The 24,009-nt window shown below is 51.5% G+C and carries 18 protein-coding genes and 1 other RNA gene; 18 read left to right on the forward strand and 1 reads right to left on the reverse strand.

Annotated features, from left to right (window positions below; translation table 11 throughout):
- Positions 1 to 36 precede the first annotated feature (36 nt).
- The 16 genes from WMW72_RS32285 to WMW72_RS32360 all read left to right on the forward strand — a co-directional run bounded on the left by WMW72_RS32285 (position 37) and on the right by WMW72_RS32360 (position 20,309).
- A complete protein-coding gene (locus WMW72_RS32285; protein WP_341419707.1) occupies positions 37 to 1,065 on the forward strand; it encodes a sugar-binding transcriptional regulator in 1,029 nt (342 codons plus the stop codon).
- A 54-nt stretch (positions 1,066 to 1,119) separates the two neighbouring features.
- A complete protein-coding gene (gene gap, locus WMW72_RS32290; protein WP_341419708.1) occupies positions 1,120 to 2,127 on the forward strand; it encodes a type I glyceraldehyde-3-phosphate dehydrogenase in 1,008 nt (335 codons plus the stop codon).
- Positions 2,128 to 2,370: 243 nt separating this feature from the next.
- The gene (locus tag WMW72_RS32295) at positions 2,371 to 3,552 is read left to right on the forward strand and encodes a phosphoglycerate kinase (RefSeq protein WP_341419709.1); all 1,182 of its coding nucleotides are present in this window, start codon (positions 2,371 to 2,373) and stop codon (positions 3,550 to 3,552) included.
- Positions 3,553 to 3,651: 99 nt separating this feature from the next.
- Entirely contained in the window at positions 3,652 to 4,404 is a 753-nt protein-coding gene (gene tpiA / locus WMW72_RS32300) for a triose-phosphate isomerase (protein ID WP_341419710.1), read from the forward strand.
- A 1-nt stretch (position 4,405) separates the two neighbouring features.
- Positions 4,406 to 5,953, forward strand: coding sequence for a 2,3-bisphosphoglycerate-independent phosphoglycerate mutase (gene gpmI / locus WMW72_RS32305; protein WP_341419711.1), 1,548 nt, complete (start codon positions 4,406 to 4,408; stop codon positions 5,951 to 5,953).
- Positions 5,954 to 6,023: 70 nt separating this feature from the next.
- Entirely contained in the window at positions 6,024 to 7,316 is a 1,293-nt protein-coding gene (eno, locus tag WMW72_RS32310; RefSeq protein ID WP_341419712.1) for a phosphopyruvate hydratase, read from the forward strand.
- Between the two features lie 311 nt (positions 7,317 to 7,627).
- Positions 7,628 to 8,353, forward strand: coding sequence for a M50 family metallopeptidase (locus WMW72_RS32315; RefSeq protein WP_341419713.1), 726 nt, complete (start codon positions 7,628 to 7,630; stop codon positions 8,351 to 8,353).
- 133 nt (positions 8,354 to 8,486) lie between these two features.
- Entirely contained in the window at positions 8,487 to 8,726 is a 240-nt protein-coding gene (secG, locus tag WMW72_RS32320) for a preprotein translocase subunit SecG (protein WP_341419714.1), read from the forward strand.
- Between the two features lie 320 nt (positions 8,727 to 9,046).
- A complete protein-coding gene (rnr, locus tag WMW72_RS32325) occupies positions 9,047 to 11,671 on the forward strand; it encodes a ribonuclease R (RefSeq protein ID WP_341419715.1) in 2,625 nt (874 codons plus the stop codon).
- Between the two features lie 92 nt (positions 11,672 to 11,763).
- Positions 11,764 to 12,243: an SsrA-binding protein SmpB gene (gene smpB / locus WMW72_RS32330; RefSeq protein ID WP_341419716.1), complete on the forward strand. Its 480-nt coding sequence runs from the start codon at positions 11,764 to 11,766 to the stop codon at positions 12,241 to 12,243.
- A gap of 221 nt (positions 12,244 to 12,464) precedes the next feature.
- Positions 12,465 to 12,827: a transfer-messenger RNA gene (gene ssrA, locus WMW72_RS32335) on the forward strand.
- A gap of 533 nt (positions 12,828 to 13,360) precedes the next feature.
- Complete coding sequence (locus tag WMW72_RS32340; protein WP_341419717.1) at positions 13,361 to 15,586, forward strand: helix-turn-helix domain-containing protein; 2,226 nt, start codon at positions 13,361 to 13,363, stop codon at positions 15,584 to 15,586.
- Between the two features lie 336 nt (positions 15,587 to 15,922).
- A complete protein-coding gene (locus tag WMW72_RS32345; protein WP_341419746.1) occupies positions 15,923 to 16,777 on the forward strand; it encodes an ABC transporter permease in 855 nt (284 codons plus the stop codon).
- Between the two features lie 12 nt (positions 16,778 to 16,789).
- Positions 16,790 to 17,665, forward strand: a complete 876-nt coding sequence (locus tag WMW72_RS32350; RefSeq protein ID WP_341419718.1) for a carbohydrate ABC transporter permease — start codon at positions 16,790 to 16,792, stop codon at positions 17,663 to 17,665.
- 60 nt (positions 17,666 to 17,725) lie between these two features.
- Positions 17,726 to 19,363, forward strand: a complete 1,638-nt coding sequence (locus tag WMW72_RS32355) for an extracellular solute-binding protein (RefSeq protein WP_341419719.1) — start codon at positions 17,726 to 17,728, stop codon at positions 19,361 to 19,363.
- Positions 19,364 to 19,745: 382 nt separating this feature from the next.
- Positions 19,746 to 20,309 (forward strand): tyrosine-type recombinase/integrase, encoded by a 564-nt coding sequence (locus tag WMW72_RS32360; protein ID WP_341419720.1) that lies wholly within the window; start codon positions 19,746 to 19,748, stop codon positions 20,307 to 20,309.
- Positions 20,310 to 20,379: 70 nt separating this feature from the next.
- Here WMW72_RS32360 and WMW72_RS32365 read toward each other — a convergent pair whose 3' ends face one another.
- Positions 20,380 to 21,063 (reverse strand): universal stress protein, encoded by a 684-nt coding sequence (locus tag WMW72_RS32365; RefSeq protein WP_341419721.1) that lies wholly within the window; start codon positions 21,061 to 21,063, stop codon positions 20,380 to 20,382.
- Positions 21,064 to 21,194: 131 nt separating this feature from the next.
- On the opposite strand from WMW72_RS32365, the gene WMW72_RS32370 reads away from it, so the two are divergent.
- Together WMW72_RS32370 and WMW72_RS32375 are read left to right on the forward strand one after the other, a co-directional pair.
- Positions 21,195 to 23,600 (forward strand): Na+/H+ antiporter subunit A, encoded by a 2,406-nt coding sequence (locus WMW72_RS32370; protein ID WP_341419747.1) that lies wholly within the window; start codon positions 21,195 to 21,197, stop codon positions 23,598 to 23,600.
- Positions 23,587 to 24,009, forward strand: coding sequence for a Na(+)/H(+) antiporter subunit B (locus WMW72_RS32375; protein ID WP_341419722.1), 423 nt, complete (start codon positions 23,587 to 23,589; stop codon positions 24,007 to 24,009). Before WMW72_RS32370 ends, WMW72_RS32375 begins: the two co-directional genes overlap by 14 nt.

Genomic DNA, 24,009 nt, shown 5'->3' on the forward strand with positions numbered 1-24,009 from the left:
CGAAATGAGTCCCAATGTGGAAGAGATGTGAATGCCATGCGGGATATGCTAGACATCCAAAAGCTACTGGTGCCGGATTTGCTCGACTCGATGAAGAAGCGCTATACGGTTCTTCAGCATATTCTTGTGTCGGGTGTTGTCGGCCGCCGGACGCTGGCTGCTTCGATCGGATCCACGGAGCGCGTGCTGCGTGGCGAGGTTGAATTCCTCAAGGAGCAGGGATTGCTTCAGATCGATGCTTCGGGGATGCGGATTACCGAGGACGGCAGACTTCTGCTGGAGCAGATCGAACCACTGGTGAAGGACTTGTTCGGGCTTACCGACTGGGAGGAGCGCATACGCTCCAGATTTGGCCTCAAGCAGGTTGTGATCGTGCCCGGGGATTCGGAGGCTTCTCCGCATACGAAGAAGGAGCTGGGGCGCGCAGGCGCTTCGGTGATGAGAAAGCTGGTTAAGGAAGAAGAGGTCATCGCCGTCACGGGAGGATCTACGATGGCTGAGGTCGCCAATCAGCTGAACGCTACGGCTTCCATGAAGAGCTGCTGGTTCGTACCGGCACGCGGCGGATTGGGCGAGAGCGTGGATCTTCAGGCGAACACGATCGCGGCAACGATGGCGAAGAAGGCAGGCGGGCGTTACCGGCTGCTGCATGTACCCGATCATCTGAACGATGAGGCGTACCAGTCGCTGCTGCAGGATGATCATATTACGGAAGTGTTCCATTTCATCCGCAAAGCGAGAATGGTCGTACATGGCATGGGAGATGCTATGGTGATGGCTAGACGGCGGAAGGTCGATCCCGAGACGACGGCAAGTCTGCAGCGCGAAGGCGCTTTGGCTGAGGCGTTCGGATATTACTTTGACCGCAGCGGGCGTATCTTGCACAAGATGCCAACGGTAGGCTTGCGCATCGAGGACATTCACGATATGGACACGGTCATCGGCATCGCCGGAGGCCGGGGTAAGGGCGAAGCGATTCTGGCTGTGCTCCGGTACGGGCACGAGGACGTACTGGTCACTGATGAGGCTGCGGCTGCCGAGATTGTACAGCTTTTGTCATCTTGACGGGCTAACCCCCGTCTTGACTATATACAAACCATTCTTAGGAGGAAACCTCTCATGGCAACGAAAATTGGTATTAACGGATTTGGTCGTATCGGTCGTAACGTATTCCGCGCAGCGCTGAACAACCCGAATGTCGAAGTTGTTGCAATCAACGACCTGACAGACGTGAAAACACTGGCTCACCTGCTGAAATACGACACGACGCATGGCGTGCTCGATGCTAAAGTCGAATCGACTGAAGGCGCACTGATCGTGGACGGCAAAACGGTTAAAGTATTCGCCGAGCGCAATCCGGAAAACCTCCCTTGGGCAGAAGCTGGTGCTGAAATCGTGGTTGAATCCACAGGTATCTTCACTTCCAAAGAAAAAGCTGAGCTTCACCTGAAGGGCGGCGCTAAGAAGGTTATCATCTCCGCACCTGCAACAAACGAAGATATCACAATCGTACTGGGCGTTAACGAAGACAAATACGATCCAGCTGCACATACAATCATCTCCAACGCTTCTTGCACAACCAACTGCTTGGCGCCTTTCGCTAAAGTATTGAACGACAAGTTCGGTATCGAAAAAGGCCTGATGACGACTGTTCACTCCTACACGAACGACCAATCCGTTCTGGACGTTCCTCACAAGGACCTGCGTCGTGCTCGCGCTGCTGCCGAGAACATCATTCCTTCGACAACAGGCGCAGCGAAAGCTGTTTCCCTGGTACTGCCTGAGCTGAAAGGCAAGCTGAACGGCTTCTCCCTGCGTGTTCCTACGCCTAACGTTTCCGTAACGGACCTGGTTGCTGAGCTGAAGCAAAACGTAACGGTTGACGAAGTCAACGCAGCCCTGAAAGAAGCAGCTGAAGGCCCGCTGAAAGGCATCCTGGGCTACTCCGAAGAGCCGCTCGTATCCAGCGACTACAACGGCAACGCAGCTTCCTCCACGATCGATGCACTGTCGACGATGCTTGTCGGCGATAACCTGGTGAAGGTTGTTTCCTGGTACGACAACGAGTGGGGCTACTCCAACCGCGTTGTAGACCTCGTAAGCTTCATCGCGTCCAAAGGCCTGTAAGCAACAACCTCATTGTGGTGATGAACTGAAACTCAAGTCATAGAAGTGCGTCCGGCTATCCGGGCATCCTCAGAGGCGTCGTCTGAATAAGGCGGCGTCCGGGTGTTCGGCTTGGCCGGGCTGCGCTTTTGGGCGTGACGCAGATCATGACCACAATTTTTATGTACGGACCTTGAGATATAGCTAGCTAGCATTCGGATCGGATCGAGAGAAAACCTAAGAACAGTTCGGGAGGCCACGGATATGAGTAAAAAAAGCGTACGTGACGTCGAGGTTAGCGGGAAACGGGTATTTGTACGGGTGGATTTCAACGTACCTTTGGAGAACGGACAAATTACGGATGATACGCGGATTCGCGAGACACTGCCAACCATCCAATACTTAACGGAGCGCGGAGCGAAAGTCATCCTGGCGAGCCATCTGGGCCGTCCTAAGGGCGAAGTCGTCGAAGAGCTGCGTCTGACGCCTGCGGCTGTTCGCTTGTCCGAGCTGCTCGGCAAGCCGGTAGTTAAAGCCGACGAAGCAATCGGCGAAGCTGTCAAAGCACAAATCGCTGCATTGAACGAAGGCGATGTGCTGTTGCTTGAGAACGTGCGCTTCTATGCGGGCGAAGAGAAAAACGATGCCGAGCTGGCGAAATCCTTTGCCGAGCTGGCTGATCTGTATGTCAACGACGCATTCGGCGCTGCTCACCGCGCTCATGCTTCCACGGAAGGCATCGCGCACCACCTGCCAGCCGTATCCGGTCTGCTGATGGAGAAAGAACTGGACGTACTTGGCAAAGCGCTGAACAACCCAGAGCGTCCTTTCACGGCGATCGTTGGCGGTGCTAAGGTTAAGGACAAGATCGATGTGATCGAAAACCTGCTGAACCTGGCTGACAACATCATCATCGGCGGCGGACTGTCCTATACGTTCCTGAAAGCTCTGGGCAACGAAATCGGCAAATCGCTCGTGGATAACGAGAAGATCGACCTGGCACTGAGCTTCATCAACAAGGCGAAGGAGAAAGGCGTTAACTTCTTGCTGCCTGAAGATATCGTGGTAACCGACGATTTCAGCCCTACCGCGAACACCAAGATTGTGCCGATCAACGAAATCCCGGCTGACTGGGAAGGTATCGACATCGGACCGAAGACTCGCGAGAAGTATGCGAAGGTTATCGCAGAATCCAAGCTGGTTGTCTGGAACGGACCGATGGGCGTATTCGAAATCGAGCCATTCTCCCACGGCACACGTGCCGTTGCTGAAGCTTGCTCGACGACTTCCGCTTACACGGTTATCGGCGGCGGCGACTCTGCGGCAGCAGCTGAGAAGTTCCACCTCGCCGACAAGATGGACCACATCTCCACCGGTGGGGGAGCGTCTCTCGAATTCATGGAAGGCAAGGCGCTTCCTGGCGTCGTAGCCCTGAACGATAAGTAGTCTGTACTGTAACGGATCGGATCAAGCGAAGCGTCTTCTTATAGCCCGGCCTCGGCTGGGCTTAAGGGACGACTAGGACGGAAAAGAGGGGTTATCCATATGCGTAAACCTATTATCGCGGGCAACTGGAAAATGTTCAAAACCGTTAGCGAAGCGACGGCTTTCATCAACGAGGTTAAAGGCAAAGCAGAAGTAGACGGCGTGGAGAGCGTCATCTGCGCTCCATTCACGAACCTGCCTGCTTTGGTTGAAGCGGTGAAGGGCACGACGCTGAAGATCGGCGCACAAAACCTTCATTTTGAAGACAACGGCGCGTTCACAGGCGAGATCAGCGGCGTGATGCTGAAGGAGCTGGGCGTGGAGTATGTCATCATCGGGCACTCCGAGCGCCGCGCTTACTTCGCAGAGTCCGACGAGATCGTGAACAAGAAGGTGCTGGCGGCATTCAAGCACGATCTGACGCCGATCCTGTGTGTGGGCGAGAAGCTCGAAGAGCGCGAAGCGGGTCAAACGAAGGACGTGTGCAAGGTGCAAACAGAAGCGGCTTTTGCCGGTCTGAGCGCCGAGCAAGCGGCACAAGTCGTGATCGCGTACGAGCCTATCTGGGCGATCGGAACGGGCAAGTCTTCCACGGCTGCTGACGCTCAAGACGTCATCGGCTACATTCGCGGCATCGTCGCAGGCCTGTACGGCGCAGACACAGCGAATGCTGTTCGTATCCAGTACGGCGGCAGCGTGAAGCCGAACAACATCGCCGAATACCTCGGCGAAGCGGATATCGACGGTGCGCTTGTAGGCGGCGCTAGCTTGGAGCCGGCTTCTTACATCGCGCTGGTGGAAGGAGCTAAGTAAGATGGCGACGAGACCGAAACCGGTAGCGCTCATTATCTTGGACGGCTTCGGCCTGCGCGGCGACGTGCAAGGCAATGCCGTAGCTCAAGCGAAAAAGCCGAATTACGATAAATATTGGAACCAGTTCCCTCACACGACGCTAACCGCTTGCGGCGAAGCCGTCGGTCTTCCGGAAGGCCAGATGGGCAACTCGGAAGTGGGCCATCTGAACATCGGTGCTGGCCGGATTGTGTATCAGGACCTGACGAGAATCTCCAAGTCGATTCGCGACGGAGAATTCTTCGACAACGAGACGATTCTCGGAGCAATCCGTCATGCGAAGGATAACGGCAAGAAGCTGCATCTGTACGGTCTGCTGTCCGATGGCGGCGTACACAGCCACATCTCTCATTTGTTCGCCCTGCTTGAGGTGTGTAAGAAGGAGCAGTTCGAGGACGTTTACATCCATGCTTTCCTGGATGGACGGGACGTAGCGCCGGATAGCGCCGCCAAGTATATGGAGCAATTGCTTGCGAAGATCGCCGAAGTGGGCGTCGGACGCATCGCCACCGTACAAGGCCGCTATTATGCGATGGACCGCGACAAGCGCTGGGAACGTGTAGAGAAGTCGTACCGTGCGATGGTATACGGCGACGGCCCAACGTTCGAAGATCCGATGAAGGCTATCACTGAATCATATACCCGCTCGGTTTTCGACGAATTCGTCATGCCGACGGTGATCGTGAAGCCGGACGGAACGCCTGTAGGGCTGGTCGATTCCGGGGATTCGGTCATATTCTTCAACTTCCGTCCTGACCGTGCGATTCAATTGTCTCAAGTGTTCACGAACAGCGATTTCCAAGGCTTCGACCGTGGGGACAAGGCTCCGTCCGAGCTGTACTATGTGTGTCTGACGCTGTTCAGCGAGACGGTAGGCGGCTATGTCGCATACAAGCCGAAGAACCTGGACAACACGCTTGGCGAGGTGCTCGTTCAGAACAACCTGAAGCAGCTTCGTATCGCTGAGACAGAGAAGTATCCGCATGTTACGTTCTTCTTCAGCGGCGGACGCGATGTCGAACTGCCTGGCGAAACACGCATTCTGATCAAGTCGCCGGCCGTAGCAACCTACGACTTGAAGCCTGAGATGAGCGCTTATGAAGTAGCTGCTGCTGCTGTCGCCGAGATCGAAGCGGAACGTCAGGATGTCATCATCTTGAACTTCGCGAATCCCGACATGGTCGGTCACTCCGGCCTGCTGCAGCCGACGATCGAAGCGATCGAAGCAACGGACAACTGCCTCGGTCAAGTGGTCGATGCGATTCTCGCCAAGGGCGGCGTTGCACTGATCACAGCGGACCATGGTAATGCGGATGTGGTCACGAATCCGGACGGTTCTAGAAATACTGCACATACGACCAACCCGGTCCCTTTCATTATGACCGACAGTCATGTTACACTAAGAAACGATGGTATTCTGGCTGATATCGCTCCGACGATTCTGTCGGTGCTCGGCCTCAACAAGCCGGAAGAAATGACCGGAACGACGCTTGCTGAACCACGCGTCTAAAGCTCGTCCGGGCATGAGCCCGGAAAGAAATGACTTGATTAAAACAAAGAATAAGGAGTGTTCTCGAATCATGACGATTATCTCTAACGTATACGCTCGCGAAGTACTTGACTCCCGCGGTAACCCAACGGTAGAAGTGGAAGTTCACCTGGAATCCGGCGCTCGCGGCCGCGCTATCGTACCATCCGGCGCATCCACAGGCGCACACGAAGCTGTAGAGCTTCGCGACGGAGACAAATCCCGTTACCTCGGCAAAGGCGTCCTGAAGGCCGTTGAGAACGTGAACGATATCATCGCTCCTGAAGTCATCGGCATGAACGCTCTGGACCAAGTCGGCATCGACCAACGCATGATCCAGCTCGACGGCACAGCTAACAAAGGCAAGCTCGGCGCGAACGCAATCCTCGCGGTATCGATGGCGGTTGCCCGCGCAGCAGCTGAAGCTCTGGATGTTCCGCTGTACACGTACCTCGGCGGATTCAATGCCAAGGTGCTGCCAGTTCCGATGATGAACATCATCAACGGCGGCGCGCATGCGGACAACAACGTAGACGTGCAAGAGTTCATGGTTCTGCCGGTTGGCGTTCCTACCTTCAAAGAAGCTGTTCGCGCAGGCGCTGAGATCTTCCACAGCCTCAAGAACGTTCTGAAGGAAAAAGGCCTGAACACGGCTGTCGGCGACGAAGGCGGCTTCGCACCGAACCTGGGCTCCAACGAAGAAGCGATCCAAACGATCATCGTCGCGATCGAGCGCGCAGGCTACAAGCCAGGCGTAGACGTGTTCCTGGGTATGGACGTAGCGTCCACCGAGTTCTTCAAGGATGGCAAGTACCACCTCGAAGGCGAAGGCAAATCCTTCACTTCCGCTGAGTGGGTTGACTTCCTGGCAGCTTGGGTTGACAAGTATCCGATCATCACGATCGAAGACGGCTGCTCCGAAGACGACTGGGATGGCTGGAAGCTGCTGACTGACAAGCTCGGCTCCAAGGTTCAACTGGTTGGTGATGACCTGTTCGTAACGAATACGGAGCGCCTGTCCCAAGGTATCGACCAAGACATCGCAAACTCCATCCTGATCAAAGTGAACCAAATCGGTACCCTGACCGAAACGTTCGACGCGATCGAAATGGCTAAGCGTGCAGGCTACACGGCTGTTATCTCCCACCGTTCCGGTGAGAGCGAAGACAGCACGATCGCTGACATCGCTGCAGCTACCAATGCTGGCCAAATCAAAACCGGTGCTCCGTCCCGTACGGACCGCGTAGCGAAGTACAACCAATTGCTCCGCATCGAGGATCAACTGGGTCAAGTTGCTCAATACGCTGGCAAATCGGCGTTCTACAACCTCAAGAACTTCAAGTAATCAGTTATCAATTATAGTTGTACCCTATCCCTCGCCAGCGCCTGCCGGCGAGGGTCTTTTATACAATAAACCGTCAGGTGAAACGCGGTTGGTAAAAAGTAGACTTAAGCTGGGAGGCGGAAAGTCGCATATGGGCCGGAGAGTTTACGTGCCGCCTTTAAAATCGGATGACATCCACAGTTTATTCGAATCCAGTCATCCGATTTTAACAAAGGCCGGAGGCGCATATAGCGACTTGGAGCCGGTTATCGGCAAAGTTTAGTCTTTTGACCTACAGGCGTTTCCACCTGACAACCCCCGGAGGGAATCCTATGGGTAATCTGATAAAGACCGTGCTGTTTCTGGGTATATCGGCTTTTCTTACACATCTGGTTCCCTTCAGCGATTACTTCCGCAGCCTCGACACGATGATCCACGAATTCGGTCATGCACTGGTAACGCTGCTGCTGTCGGGCAAGGTGATGTATATCGAGCTGTACGCCAACCACAGCGGAGTGACGTACTCCCAGGTGTCGAGCCGGTGGAGCCTGATCCCGATCTCGCTGGCGGGCTATATGATCGCCTCGCTGTTCGCGCTGCTGCTGTTCCAGCTGCGTGCAGCGGGCAAGGAGCGTCTAGGACTGCAGCTTATGACGGTAGTGGCGGGCCTATCACTGATCCTGTTCGTCCGCAATCAGACAGGGATCATCTGGCTGCTGGGCTTCCTCGCGCTGACGATTATGATGCTGGCGCTCGCACCGCGCTGGCTGCGCGATGTGTACTACCTGCTGCTGGCGTTTCTGACGCTGGAGGAATCGGTCTTCGGTCCGTTCTCGCTGCTATTGTACGCTTGGCAGGATGCCACGAAGGCTGGAGATGCCAGCAATCTCGCTTCGGTAACTCCGGTGCCGGCCATCGGTTGGGCGCTGCTGTTTACCTTATTCTCACTTTGGTGTGCTGCTCAGGCGCTCAAGGCTTTCATGCGAGGGAGGAAATCGAGCGTGGAGCGCAAGTCGAGCCCAGCTGCGAAATTTGACCGTACGGGGTCTGGTGTCTAAGGAAAATTAATTTTATAAAAGGCATGCTGGCAGTCCAAACAGGATTTGTCAGCAGGCTTTTTTTGTGCTATACTATGCATGCTGTCTATTAACGGACAAGTTCGATGGATCGCTGCTCGTAGGAGGTGTGAAGATGGAAATTGCACTGAAAATTGTTTTGGTGATTGCGTCTATTGGATTAATTTTGGCGGTGTTGCTGCAACCAGGCAAGAGCGCTGGGTTATCCGGTGCCATCTCCGGGGGTGCGGAGCACTTGTTCGGTAAGCAAAAGGCGCGCGGGATGGAATTGTTCCTCCAGCGTTTGACAATGGCACTCGCTGTCATTTTCTTTGTACTGACGATTATCGTAGCTTACTTTGTCAGATCCGTCTAAACATAAAAAGCGACAGCAGGGGGAATATTACTCCTGCTGTTTTTTTATCCAATCGGAACGTATAGCGGGCTTCTAAGCTGAGCGGGGCAGGTCAGATCGCTCCCCGGGGTTACGTACCGGCAAGCCTTCAGTTTACATAGATAGCACGTTAGGAGTCCGAAATGCTCCTGAACGGCAGATTATTGCTTGATGTGATGTTGAATCGGGTATTTAGGTAGAATATGAGGTTTTTTGGGGAATGCTTGACCTATAAGGGACAGGGGAACAGGCGCCTCCCGAAACCTGCTGCATAAGATAGAAAGACAAGGGGTGACTCGCAAATGGTGACAAAAGATATACTGCTTGATTTTATGAAAGAAACGGCTTATAAGCCGATGACTTATCAGGAGCTGGAGCAGCAATTCGAGCTGGAGGACGCGTTGGCCTTCAAGGAATTTCTCAAGCTGCTGAATGATCTGGAGAATGAAGGGCTTGTCCTGCGGACCCGCAATGACCGGTATGGCATACCGGAGCGGATGAATCTGCTGCGCGGCCGACTCCAGGCACATGCCAAGGGGTTCGGGTTCTTGATTCCGGAGGATCGTGAACTGCCGGACGTGTATATTCATGCCAACGACATGGGAACGGCCATGAACGGAGATATTGTCCTCGTACGGGTCAACTCGAAGGGGGCCTCCGGCGGAAGAATGGAAGGCGAGGTCGTACGCGTCGTCAGCCGGAGCAATACGCGGATCGTCGGACTTTTTCAGGCTCATGAGGATTATGCCTTCGTGGTGCCGGATGACAAGCGGGTGGTCCGGGATATATTTATACCTAAGGAAGCGTTTAACGGTGCCATGGACGGGCATAAGGTCGTCGTGAATATCGTGACGTATCCGGAAGGACGAGCTGCAGCCCAAGGCGAGGTTATTGAAATACTGGGGCACCGCAACGATCCCGGCATCGATATTCTCTCCATCATCCGCAAGCATGGCTTGCCGGAGACGTTCCCGGATGATGTGATGGCAGAAGCCACAGATGCGCCGGAATCGATCTCGGAGGAAGAGATCCGCAGCCAGGGGCGGCGGGATTTGCGCAACAAGCGCATTGTAACGATTGATGGTGAGGATGCCAAGGATCTGGACGATGCCGTCAATGTCGAGCGTCTGGAGAACGGAAACTACGTGCTGGGCGTTCACATCGCGGACGTTAGCTACTATGTTCGGGAAGGCTCTACACTCGACCAGGAGGCGTATAACCGTGGCTGCAGCGTGTACCTGGTAGATCGGGTAATACCGATGCTTCCTCACCGGCTGTCTAACGGCATCTGCTCGCTGAATCCGCAGGTGGACCGGCTGACGATGTCCTGTGAGATGGAGTTTGATGAGAATGCGAATGTTGTCCGCCACGATATCTTCACCAGTGTGATCCGGACCAGCGAGCGGATGACGTACAAGAACGTCCGGACGCTGCTGACCGAGGAAGAGCCTGAGCCGGAGCTGCTGGAGAAGTATGGCTACCTGATGGACGACTTCCGCTTAATGCAGGAGCTGGCCAATAAGCTTCGCGGCAGACGGATGAGGCGCGGAGCGATTGATTTCGACTTCCAAGAGTCTAAGATTCTCGTGGATGCCGAAGGCAAGCCGACGGACATTATCAAGCGCGACCGGACTATCGCGGAGATGATCATCGAGGAGTTCATGCTGGCGGCCAACGAGACGGTGGCGGAGCATTTCTACTGGCTGAAGGTACCATTCCTATACCGGATTCACGAAGACCCGGACGGCGAGAAGCTGCAGCATTTCATGGAGTTCATCACGAACTTTGGTTATGTGGTCCGGGGCAAAGGCAATACGATCCATCCACGCGCGCTGCAGACGCTGCTGGAGGAGATTAAGGGCACGAAGGAAGAAACGGTCATCAGCACCGTCATGCTCCGCTCGATGAAGCAGGCGCGCTATGACGCGAACAGCATGGGTCACTACGGTCTGGCAGCGGAGTATTACTCGCACTTTACATCTCCTATCCGCCGGTACCCCGATTTGATCATTCACCGGGTGATCCGCGAGGTGCTGGAGAGTGGCGGGGCACTGACTGACAAGCGGCATGAATATCTGTCCTCCCGGATGGAGGACATCGCGCGGCAGTCGTCCGAGCGTGAACGCGTGGCGGTCGATGCAGAGCGCGAGACGGAAGCCCTGAAGAAAGCGGAATTCATGCTGGATAAGGTCGGCGAGGAATTCGACGGCATGATCAGCAGCGTGACGAGCTTTGGCATCTTCATCGAGCTGGACAATACCGTCGAGGGCCTGATCCGTCTCTCGGATATGTCCGATGACTACTATCATTACCATGAAGCCCAGCATGCGCTGATCGGCGAGCGGACTTCGAAGATATACCGGCTAGGTGACGAAGTCCGGGTGCGTGTGTCGCGGGTTAACATGGACGAGAAGACCGTGGACTTCGGTCTGGTCGATATGAAGCCGAGGCAGAAGAAAATCAGCCTCGTAGATGCTTTGACCGCTGTGCGCAAGGATAAGCGCAAGGGCGGCCCTGGCGCACGCGGCGGCTTCGGCGGCGGGCGCAGCGCATCCGGCGGCCGTGGCGGCCGGACTGCGGGGAAAAGCGGCGGCGGAGGCCGTCCGGGCCGCAGTGAGCGCGCAGCCAGCAGCGAGCGTGCCGGGGCCGAGCGCAGCGCCCGTAGCGGTGACGCTGCGCCGGCGCCAGGCGTTGGCCGCGGAGGCGAAGGCGCGGCCGCAGGCTCCGGCGGCACGGGCAAGCGCAGCGGCGGTGGCCGCGGCAAAGGCGCAGCAGCCGCGAAGTCCCGCGCGCTGGAGGCCGTCGGCCGCAGCGGCGGCAGCGAAGCCGGCGGCAAACGCGGCAGCCGCTCGTCCGGCGCAGCGGGCGGGAGCGGGCCGGGCATCGGCTTTGCCAAGAAGAAGCGCAAGAAGACCGTCAAGCGCTAAATGCTTGATTTCCGGGGATGGAGTTGGTACAATCAATTCCATCCCTATGTTATTAGATTGATTAGGCTTAAAGGGAAGGAGCTAGGGTGCCCATGACCAAGAAGAGCGACGGTAAGCTGCTGGCGCAGAACAAGAAAGCGTCGCATGATTATTTTATCGAAGATACATATGAATGCGGGTTGGTACTGACAGGAACGGAGATCAAGTCTCTGCGTCTGGGAAGGTCCAATATCGGCGATGCGTTCGCTACGATCCGGAACGGCGAAGCCTTCATACATAACATGCATATCAGTCCCTTCGAGCAGGGCAATCGTCACAACCCCAGTGATCCGACCCGAGCGCGCAAGCTTCTGCTGAAGAAGGTGCAGATTGCCAAGCTGATCGGCCACGTCAAGCGTGACGGCTACACGCTCGTTCCGTTGAAGGTCTATATCCGTAACGGATATGCCAAGCTTCTGATCGGCCTCGGCCGAGGAAAGAAGCAGTATGACAAGCGTGAGAGCGATGCGAAGCGTGATGCGCAGCGGGATATACAACGCGCGCTCCGCGAGAAGCAGAAGGTCGCACGGTAAGCCGGATATTGGTGAGGTTTCCAACAAGTCGGCCTGTATTTCTTGCAGACTTGTGTTATACTAATAGAGCGCCGAAGGAAGTCAGCCTAGGCGCAAGTCAGCAACTTGTTTTACCATTGCCAAAGCCAGACAGTACGATCTGAGGATCAGATCGGGCTGGTAAGTTTTTCATTGTAACCTTGTGGTTTATCTTTTGGGGCCTTAGCGGGCCCCTCCTATGCGGGGACGTTCTTGGATTCGACGGGGATAGTTCGAGCATGGGTTGCGGGTAGTGGGGAGCGTCCGCTTTATCAACGCTAACGCCTATTAAATGGCAAACAACAACAACAACTCGCTTTCGCAGCTTAATAACCTGTGATGCGGCTTCTACCCTGCATCGCCCATGTGCCGGGATAGGGGCTCAACCTTAGTGGGATACGCTGTCTCATCTCCGCCTGCGGTGAGCTGAAGAAGACAATCAGGCTGACCCGAAGGAGAGCCGGTTACGGGGCGCTTCTAGGGTGACATCAAAACTGTGACTACACCCGTAGATGCCTGTGTGGCGTTATCTTCGGACAGGGGTTCGACTCCCCTCGTCTCCATAAAACAAAATCCACAACCTCATCCGGTTGTGGATTTTGCTTTTTTATCGGCAGGGCCATCATTTTTTTCTATAGAAAAACCTCAAACGATGAACTCTAGTGAATTTTTCCATTTAATTAACTCCTCATGTAGGCATCGTCGCTATCAGCAATAAAATCCTCCATTAATTTGTTATCGAAATAGCCACCCTTCAACTTGCCGCCTGCAGTTGCATCAGGTCATTTCACCACATCGGAAATGATGGATAACTATCATGATATGGAATTTTTATTCCGGATCGGGAAGGTGCGCGTGTCTTGCACCGCCGTTCGATGTTCATGCAACGAGCTTGTTTTCCTGAAATCGATGATGAACTGGAAGAAAAAATGATAGTTTCCCATTTCCATGGTTGCGGACTGTCCTTGTCGTGTCATAAAATGGCAAGTAAGTGTATGATCTGGTGGAAACGCATGGTGGCGACCTCTCATGGAATGAGAGGAACGTCTTCAGCCGCAGCTTCGCGATCCACCTTATATTATGTTATGACGAGGAGCCTATGAAAAAACCATGGTTATACCGCCAGTTGTTGTATTATCTCCCGGTTTTTTTTATCATATTTATTTTGCTTTCGTTATTGATGGCCTATATGCTGAACCACCAGTCCAAAGCTTCGGCCCGCAGTGCCAACGAGGTATTTGCCAAGCATGTGCTGCAGGCGATTGATTATGATTTGCAAAATATCGAAAAAATGCTCGTCAACGAAATGTACAACAATCATAAGCTGAGCCAGTTTATTTACGACGCACCTTCGATGAATGACCATTTTGTCGAATACGAAGTGACCAATGAAATCAAGCGGATGCACAACAGCAGCTCGCTGATCGATTCGATCTACATCTTCCGTCCGGAGGAGCGCAAGGTCTTCTCAGACAATTTTATTCGTCCGGTTGAGCAGTTCGGGGACGGGGCGTTTGCGATGGAGGCGGCCAGGCCAGAATATCACGCGATGCACGAGCATCCGTGGACGTCCAAGCGCATCTACAAGGAAATACCGGGGTCGGACGCTGCCGTGCCCGTCATTACCCTCTTGCGGAAAATCCCGATGCGCACTGGGGTAGAAACGGTCTTTGTCGTCAATGTCAAAACGAAAAAGCTGCACGAGCTGGTCATGGAAATGTCGAATGCGAACGTCAGCTATGCCGAAATTAGCGGTATGGACGGGCAAATGCTGCTGGACACACCCGAGGTGAAGAGCGGCGTTGAGTTGATACGGCTTACGTCGGAGTACAGCGGCTTTACGATTCATACGGGTCTCATTAACGGCAACTGGTACGAAGCGGGCAATGCGGTCTACAATACGGCCCTTATCGTCGCCGTCCTGTTCTTTATCGCCGGTGCGTTCTGGATTGTTTTCATCACCCGGCGAAACTATCGGCCGATCGAATCGATATTGAGCAGACTGAATTCGTATTCCAAGAAGAAAAACCAGCTGATTTGGAGCGAATTCGGTAAGGATGCGCTCAAATTCATCGAGCATGCAATCGACATGCTGATCGAGCAGGCCAATGAGCTCCGGCAAGGCTCCGAGGAGGGGCTGCTTTATAAGAGGCGGCTATTTTTTACAGATCTTGTCGAAGGCAACCGGGTGTACTCCCGCGAGCAATGGCAGCTGGAGATGGAGCGTCTTCAACTGCCGCACCACGGCGGACGGATCGGATTGGCCGTGCTGGAAATCGACAAGTACCCGGATTTTTGCCAAACTTATTCGACGAGGGATCAATATTTGCTCAGATTTGTGCTCAGTAGCGTGATCCATGAACTGGGGGAAACGCATGGTCTAACCCCGTGGGCGGAATGGACATCGGGACACCGACTCGGGGTGCTGCTGCAGTACCGGGAGGAATTCGAATCCGACGATCCGGTCTCTGGCTTGTGCAGTCAGGTGATCGGCTGGGTGCGGGAACATCTTGATTTTACGGTTACCATCGGTATCGGCTTCACGATGGAGGAGCCGTCGGATATCGTACAGAGCTATCAGTCCGCATTGGAAGCGCTGAGCTATAAGACGATGCTGGGCACCGGCCGGGTGATCGAACGCGGGCATACTCCGCTGCAGCAGGGAGTGGCTTATAAAAGTTTGAATTCCGTCCACTCTCTCGCACATGCGTTCAGGGTAGGCGACGAGAAATGGAAGGAGCATGCGGACGAATTTTTCGAGGAAATTGCCAACGGCTTGTATAAGCGCGAAGAAATCCAGCATTTGCTCAATTATTTGCTCTACAATCTATACAAGGAAATGATGGAGCTGCAGCCCGAGCTGCAGGAGCTGTGGAAAGCGGAAGCGATTCCGGCGCTGAACGAGTTGCTCGACAGCTTCGAAACCATCGGGGAGCTGGAGCTGCGGGTGTTCGGCGTTTTGGATGATACGTGGCGCAAGCTATCCCGGGCTCGGGAACATAGCAGCCATCACGATTTTATCCAAGGCGTTCGCAAGTATATCGAGGCGAATTATAATAACCCCGAATTGTCCTTGTCGCATCTGGAGGATGCCTTCAAGGTCAACGGGAAATATATTAGCCAGCTGTTCCGCGACGAGATGGGCGAGAAGTTCATTGATTATTTGGCGAATGTCCGTTTGAACAGGGCGAAAGAGCTGTTGAAGCAGTCTGCGCTGCCGGTTCAGGATGTGGCTCTACATGTCGGATATACCAACGCCATGACCTTCATCCGTGCTTTTAAAAAAACGACCGGAACGACTCCCGGCGAATACCGCAAAGTATAAGTTTTCCCGAGAAAACCCGTTCCATGGCGCTGCGCCGCCAGAGGAGCGGGTTTTTCCGTATGGAGCGGACCACTGCAGAATTCTATCAATTGCCGGATTTTTGTATATTCCAGGTTGTCCTGCCGAATTCGGAAATTTGCGGATCGAATGAAACATGACGATTGCTCGCTAGGCCGTTCAGCCCTATAGTTAAGGCCATCCAGAGTGCGCACAATTCATGGATTGAAAGGAGCTCATATGAACACTGCAGGAGATACGGGACTTCATTCGCAATCGCCGGAGGTTTATCGTTTGAATGCAAGACGAAGGTTCAAGCAGAACCTTCCGCTCCTACTTATGTTCGTGCCCGTTGTGGCCTATTACGCAATCTTCAAATACGCTCCGATGCTCGGAGCCGTGATGGCTTTCAAAAGCTATAACTTTGCGGATGGAATTTGGCATAGCCCTTGGGTAGGATTCAAAAACTTTCAAATCTTGTTCAGCAATCCGCAGACATTGAACATTATCCGCAATACGCTAATGCTGAGCTTGCTCAGCATCGTTGCCGGGTTTCCGGTTCCGATCGTGCTGGCGATTTTATTGAATGAGGCGCGTAAGCAGTGGTTTAAAAAGGCGGTTCAAACGCTAGTCTATTTGCCGCATTTTTTCTCCTGGGTCATTGTAGGAGGGCTGGTTGTGGCGCTGTTCGCCGAGCAGTCCGGAGCGGTCAATTTTATGATCCAGAAGCTGGGCGGAACCACGTTCAGTTTTCTTTATGACGAATTTTCCTGGGTCGCCATTTTCGTAGGGTCGGGCATCTGGAAGGAGGCGGGCTTCAGCACCATTATTTTTTTGGCGGCGATGAGTTCAATCGATCCGTCGTTGTACGAGGCAGCTAGCATGGACGGTTCGAGCAAGTTCAGACAAATTTGGAACATTACGCTGCCGGGCATCAGCTCAACGATCGTCGTCGTATTTATTCTTTCGCTCGGCCGGATTCTGGAAGTCGGCTTCGATCAAATTTATGTGCTGCAAAATGCGAGCGTTCTCAACATAGCGGAGGTCATCAGCACGTACATTTACCGGGTAGGTGTGCAGGGCGGGCAGTTCAGTCTGACCTCGGCGATGGGGCTGTTCGAATCGTTTGTCGGCTTCATTCTGGTATTTACGGCAAACAGGGTGGCCCGGCGGTTTAATCAAAGTTTATGGTAAGGAGGAGCCAAAGTGAAAGCTTCAAGGAGCGAAAGACTATTCTACTTCTGCAACTATGCCATTCTTGCGTTTGCGGGTCTAAGCTGTCTTGTGCCGCTGATTCATCTGTTTTCGTTGTCGTTCAGCGATCCGCATGCGGTCATGTCGGGAGATGTGACGCTATGGCCCATCGGGTTTACATGGGAAACCTACGGCGTGCTGTTTAACGGGACGCGAGTGCTGGGAGCATTTTGGAACAGCGTTGTCATTACCGTGGTGGGCGTCGCCTTAAGCATGCTGTTTACCGTAATGGCGGCATATCCGCTCTCCCGCAGCCATTTCTACGCACGTCGTCCCTGGACGCTGGTGATTGTGTTCACGATGCTGTTCAGCGGAGGACTTATCCCGACGTTTCTTGTCGTCAAATCGCTGGGACTGTTGAATACATACGGAGCGCTTTGGCTGCCGGGATTGATCAGCACGTTCAATATGCTCATTATGAAAACTTTTTTTGAAAATATTCCGGAAGAACTCATCGAAGCTGCGAAAATGGACGGCTGTAGCGAGCTGAGACTGTTGGTTCAAGTTGTTATCCCGTTGTCTTTGCCGGTTATGGCGACACTGACTCTTTTTTATGGCGTCGGCTATTGGAACTCGTTTTTCAGCCTCATGATTTATATTCAGGATACAACCAAGCTGAATCTGGCGGTGCTTGTGCAGCAAATGATTCAGAGCCAGACCATTTTACAGGAAATCAACAATGTGCAGCCGGACGACATCAAGGATGTTACGCCGGAAACGATAAAAGCCGCGGGCGTAATCGTCATGCTGCTCCCTATGTTAGCCGTATATCCGTTTTTGCAAAGATTTTTCGTCAAGGGTGTTATGATCGGCGCGATCAAGGGGTAGCTCGGTCGGGGCTTCAAGGCTTGATTGGACAAAGAATATATTAAAGGGAGAGGTTAACGAATGAAACGTACATCTATTCATACAACGGTGTATACCAGTCTTGCCGTAATGCTTGGGGCAGGAGTTCTGCTCGTAGGCTGCGCCGGCGGTGGAGACGCGGCCAAGGGCGGCGACGATTCCAAAGGCGAAGGCAAGCGTGGAAGCATTTCCTCCTCCATATATGATAGGGGGAATGTACCCGCCGAGGAAGGTACGGTGGACAATAACCGCTGGACGAAATGGCTGAATGAGCAAGGTCCGGTCGATGTGAAGTTTGTACCGATTACGAGAGCGGAGTCTAAGCAGAAATTCAACGTCCTGTTCGCATCGGCCGGGGCACCCGACCTGGTGTTCGATTACGACGCCGGCCTGATGAACGACTTATACGCGCAGAAGCAGCTGCTGCCGCTGGACGATTTGATTCAAAACAGCAGTACGGGGTACAAGAAGCTGGCCGATCAATATCCGATATTGAAGGAAATGGGCAGGAAGCCGGACGGCAAGATTTATCAGTTCGGCCGTCTGCTCGGGATGAAGACCAACGACCTGCTGTTTATCCGCAAAGACTGGCTGAAGAAGCTGAATCTGGAAGTCCCTAAAACGACAGAGGAGCTGTATGCGGTGGCCAAAGCTTTCCGCGAGCAGGACCCGGACGGCAACGGCGTCAAGGATACTTACGCCATTAACCTCAGCTATACGGCTGAAAATGTAGTCAACGCCATGTTTCAAAATACGGGGCTGTTTTCCAAGGACGGAAAGCTGGAGAAGACGTGGGAACAGGCCAGGGAGGCCGCGGCATTCAAAAAACGGCTGTTCTCTGAAGGATTGGTGGATAAAGACTTCCTGACAGACAAGAATGGAGAGAAGGCCAAGCAGGACTGGATTACCGGCAAGCTGGGCATGTATGCACAGAGCAGCGGCGCGGATCAGGTTGCGACCTTCGCCATATACCAATCGTTGAAGAAAAATGTGCCGGACGCCGAGGTGATTCCGATCGAGCTTCCGAAAGGGCCGTACGGTCAGTTCAATCCGAACTCCAAATTCCCGGTTCAGATGACGGCTGCTATTAATGCGAACACGAAGGACCCGAAGGCCGCGATGAAATATATCGATTTCCTTGTGTCCAAGCCGACGATGAATGCACTCAAGAACGGGATGGAGGGCCAGCATTACCAGACGGATAAAGACGGCTGCGCCCAACCGATCGATAAAGAAAAAAACAAGAAAGAAATGGCGATGACTAACGACATTGCGATGTTGAGCTCGATGGCGCTGATGGGCAAATGCGAGAAATACGAAATTAAGCTGAATCCCGACGTTCCGGAGGAGAAAGAGTTCCTTACTATTATAGAAACGGCGGATAAAATATATTTGAACCCGAATCTTCCGTTCTCGACCGAATACGATGCGACGATTCTGCCTTCGCTTCCGGCCGATCTGTTCGTCATTAACAAAAATACGGATACGATCAACGATCTATGGAAAAAAGCGATTGTAAGCGGCGATAAATATACGCCGGATCAGGCACTGGCGGAAGCGAAATCCATTTGGGAGAAGTCGGGCGGCAAGCAAATCGAAGACTTCTACAATAAATGGTATCAAGAAAATAAAGACAAGCCTCTGCGCAATAACGATTTCTTGAAATTGAAATTCGACTAACCTGTCGCGACCGCAAGTAAGCACGTGTCTTCTCAGGCATATCGTTTTGCGGGATATTATACGTCTTAAAAAGAAAAGGAGCTTTGCCACTGAAGTACGGTGGCAGGCTCCCTTTGTGCTACACGGCGTCGCCGCAGAGAAACAACTCCTTCTAGCTGATGTCACAGTCAAAGTTGGCTTCCAGCTCTACCATTAAAAAAGCAGCCTTGTAGGTTGCTTTTTTACGTTTTTGCAGAACATATAGTGAAATTGATTGTATTGTATGCTACAGAACATGCTTCTATGAATAGTTTTTTTATTAAAATAAAGTGATCTTTTAATTGTTATGTTACTTAATATATGTTAACCTTAAATTAAGTAACATTATTCGGAGGGATTCTCTGTGCAATTTGTTAATCCGATTCGGGACGTGAAGACCATACAAGCGATGAAAGAGGAGCTCCGAAAACACTCTGTAAGGGATCTGTTGCTATTTGTATTGGGAATTAACACCGGGATTAGTCTTCTTGATTTACTCAATCTTACTGTAGAGGACGTTTGGGATGGCCAGAATGCTAAACAGTTTCTTTACATTAAGGATGAAAAGACAGGAGAAGAAAAGGCTCATTACTTAAACAGCAAGATCGGGGAGATACTGAGCGAGTATTTATCTAACATCGATTGGAAAGCTGAAGATTATTTATTTAAGTCCAAGAAGGATTGTCGTCCGATTACCCGTCAGCAGGCGTATCGAATTATTAACCACTCGGCAAGGGAGGTGGGAATATCGGAGAAAATCGGAACCCATACGCTGAGAAAGACGTTTGGTTACCATGCGTATTATAGGGGAGTTGCGATCTCTATCTTAAAGTCGATTTTGCATCATCATTCTACGGCAGAAACGCTAAAGTATTTGGGAATTGACAGGACCGAGAAGAAACCAATTAAAGTCGATGTCAATTTGTAAATATCGATGTATCGAAAAGATAAAAAAATTCCGCATGGAGCATGCGGAAAAGGTAGTTTTTTATTAACTTTTATTGGGCAGAGTCGTCCAGACCCAATGCTGTATGAATATCTACGTTTGTTAGTTCGGTGACAATCCCGTCATTTACGAGAACATGTAAGGTTGAAGCGTCCTTCATAAAACGGAAAATGCCGTTATCAAAGTCTGTATCCACTTCTTTGAAGAAAATGCCTTCATATTCAGTTTCTTTTTCGTGACTGAAGCTTAGCTTGTATTGCTCCCCAGCTTTAATCAAATAAGCACGAATTCCTTTTTGATAATTGCCTTCTTCATCCCGAATATAACGGGCAACGGAAACGATATGCAGATCGACAAAGGGAATCTCGCGTACCAAAGAATTAATGATAGACCCCTTCGTAATTTGTTCCCATCGGCTGTGAGCTGTCTGGCCAAGAATGATCTGTGTAATGTTGTTATCTCTAGCTACTTCTGCAATAACCTTATAAACAGGGCGGCTTTCATTATCCTTCATGATAAATTGGGCCGTTGTATGAGAGTGGGCATATTGTTTCCATTGCTCGATATAGAATAATTTCTCGGCATCTAGTTCGTCGAATGGCTTTGGATCAATGGTCAATATATAAAGCGGAGCTTTCATGATATTAGCGATTGCACAGCCACGTTTGATTAATCTTTCGCTATTGGGACCATAATAAACGCAAACAAGAATGCTCTCATTATATACGCTAATCATTTTAAGTATTTCACCTCAATGCTAGTAGTAGGACTCGCATAAACTATGTAAGACTATAGTTGATGTTACGACAAGAGTCAATATGTAGATACGGAAGCAGAAGTCATGAATAAGGAGGAGTACGCTTGACTATGTTCTATACCTATATGTTTCTCCCGTTGATCAGTGCCATGTTTGTTCCCTTATTATATAAGTATTTCAACCGCCTTGTACATACGGGCTGGTTCGTTTTACTTGTACCTTTATCTATTTTTATCTATTTACTACAGTATATACCTGGTGTAGCGGCTGGTGACACTTATAAATACACATTGTCTTGGATTCCGTCCCTGGATATGAATGTGATCGCCTATGTGGATGGGCTCAGCCTGTTATTTGGTCTGCTCATCAGCGGTGTCGGTAGCTTGGTCATTATTTACTCCATATTTTATATGTCTAAGGTTCGAGAAGCTCTCCATAACTTCTATATTTATTTGCTCATGTTCATGGGCGCTATGCTGGGGGTCGTATTCTCGGATCACCTCTTAGTCCTCTACGGGTTCTGGGAGTTAACCAGCGTTTCTTCCTTCTTATTAATCTCCTACTGGTACGAGCGTAAGAGCTCTCGCCAAGGCGCCTTAAAGGCGCTACTGATTACTGTCCTTGGCGGATTCGGCATGTTAGCCGGATTTATTATGCTGATCATGATGGCGGAAACCTACAGCATCCGGGAAATGATTGCGAACCTGGAAGTCATACAAAGCCATGTATTGTTTATTCCTACGATGCTATGTGTTTTGTTAGGTGCATTTACGAAATCCGCGCAATTTCCGTTCGGTATTTGGTTGCCAGATGCGATGGAGGCACCAACTCCGGTGAGTAGTTACCTCCACTCGGCTACCATGGTCAAGGCTGGCATTTATTTAGTGGCGCGTATGACTCTGATATTCGGGGGGAGCCCCGTGTGGTTCTGGCTTGTGGCCGGTATTGGTATCATTACGCTGCTTTATGGTTCTTTGACGGCTATAAGACAGACGGATCTCAAGGCGATGTTAGCGTATTCTACGATTAGTCAATTGGGATTGATCATGTGCCTGCTTGGAGTCGGTTCTTTAGCCGTCTATTTTGGGCCTAGTGAGAGTGGCACGATCTTTACGGTAGCTACATTTGCCGCGCTATTCCATCTATTTAATCATTCGACCTTTAAAGGAAGCTTGTTTATGGTTGTCGGTATTATTGACCATGAGACAGGTCGGCGAGATATTCGCTACTTAGGCGGTTTGATGCAAGTCATGCCGATTACGTTCACGATCGCTTTGATTGGTGGCTTATCTATGGCGGGATTACCGCCGTTTAACGGTTTTTTGAGTAAGGAAATGTTTTTTGCAGCAGTGAATGATGTATCACAAGCCGGTATTTTCGGTTTGGGCCACGTGGGTATCCTGTTCCCGATCATTGCTTGGGTAGCCAGCATATTTACCTTTGTTTATTGCATGATCTTTGTGTTCAAAACCTTTGGAGGACCCTATCGTCCTGAAAAATTGACAAGGAAAGTGCATGAAGCGCCTTGGGGGATGCTGCTTTCACCAGCGATATTGGCATTATTCGTTATATTCATTTTCTTCTTCCCCAATGTATTGGGTAAGTATATGCTCACCCCGGCATTAACCGCGATTTTGCCGATGATGCCGATGTCTCCCTACGATCTGAAAATCAGTGCATGGCATGGAATCAATATGGAGCTCGTGATGACCATCGGTGTCATTGTTGTTGGTCTTCTTCTCTTCAAAACAGCAAAGCGATGGGTCCAGGTCATGCGTAATTATCCGCAGGGATTAACCTTGAATCATGGGTACAATCAGGGCTTAGCAGGCGCAGAGAGGCTATCGTCATCCCTAACGAATCGGTATATGACAGGCTCACTGAGACATTACCTGATCTACATTTTTTCTTTCTTTGTCATTGTATTGGTAAGTTCGCTTCTGCTGCTCCATGGTATCCAGTTCGATTTCGCAAGGAATGCAGCTATTAGTATGTTTGATGTGGGACTTGTGCTCGGGATGATAATCTCCGCATGCACAGTCTTATTTGCCAGCAATCGAATCGTGGCTATTGTTGCACTAGGCGCCTTAGGTTATATGGTTTCTATGTTCTTTGTTATCTTTAGAGCTCCTGACCTGGCATTGACGCAAATGGTGGTGGAGACTGTGACAACGGTTCTGTTCTTGCTGTGCTTCTATCATTTACCGAAGCTGAAGAAAAGCATCGAGCGGATTCCTTTCAAACTGACGAATCTGGTCATATCGATCGCGATGGGTCTAACGGTGACCCTGCTCGCATTGTCTGCTAATGGACATAAATTATTTAAACCCATAACATCATTTTTTGAAAATGCCTTTGAGCTGGCGGGCGCTAAAAATATTGTCAACGCTATATTAGTGGACTTCCGCGGATTCGATACGATGCTGGAAATATCCGTGTTGGTCATTGCTGGGCTAGGTGTATATGTATTCGTTCATCAGCGTTCCAAAAGGAGGGAACAACATGAAGTCGAATGATGTGATATTGAAAAGTGTAACTCGAGTGGCTGCCGTGATCATATTGACCTTCTCGATCTATTTATTTATGAACGGTCACCATCATCCGGGGGGAGGATTCATTGGGGGGCTGAGTATGGCCTCATCTATTGTCCTACTGTATCTTTCTTTTGGAGTCGAGAAGGTAAGGGAGAATATTCGAGTTGATTTCAAGAAGCTTTCAGCGATTGGTGTGTTGATTGCAGTTGGGACCGGAATGGCGAGTGTTGTCTATGGTCAATCTTTTTTAACCCAGACCTTCGGTCATGTTGATTTACCGATCTTTGGAGATACGGAGCTCGCGTCTGCTTTGATTTTTGATACCGGAGTGGCTTTGGCTGTCATAGGCACCGCAGTCAATATTATTCTAAGCATAAGTGAGGATCGTTAA

The sequence above is a fragment of the Paenibacillus filicis genome (genome assembly GCF_038070315.1).
Lineage (GTDB): Bacteria > Bacillota > Bacilli > Paenibacillales > NBRC-103111 > Paenibacillus_G > Paenibacillus_G filicis.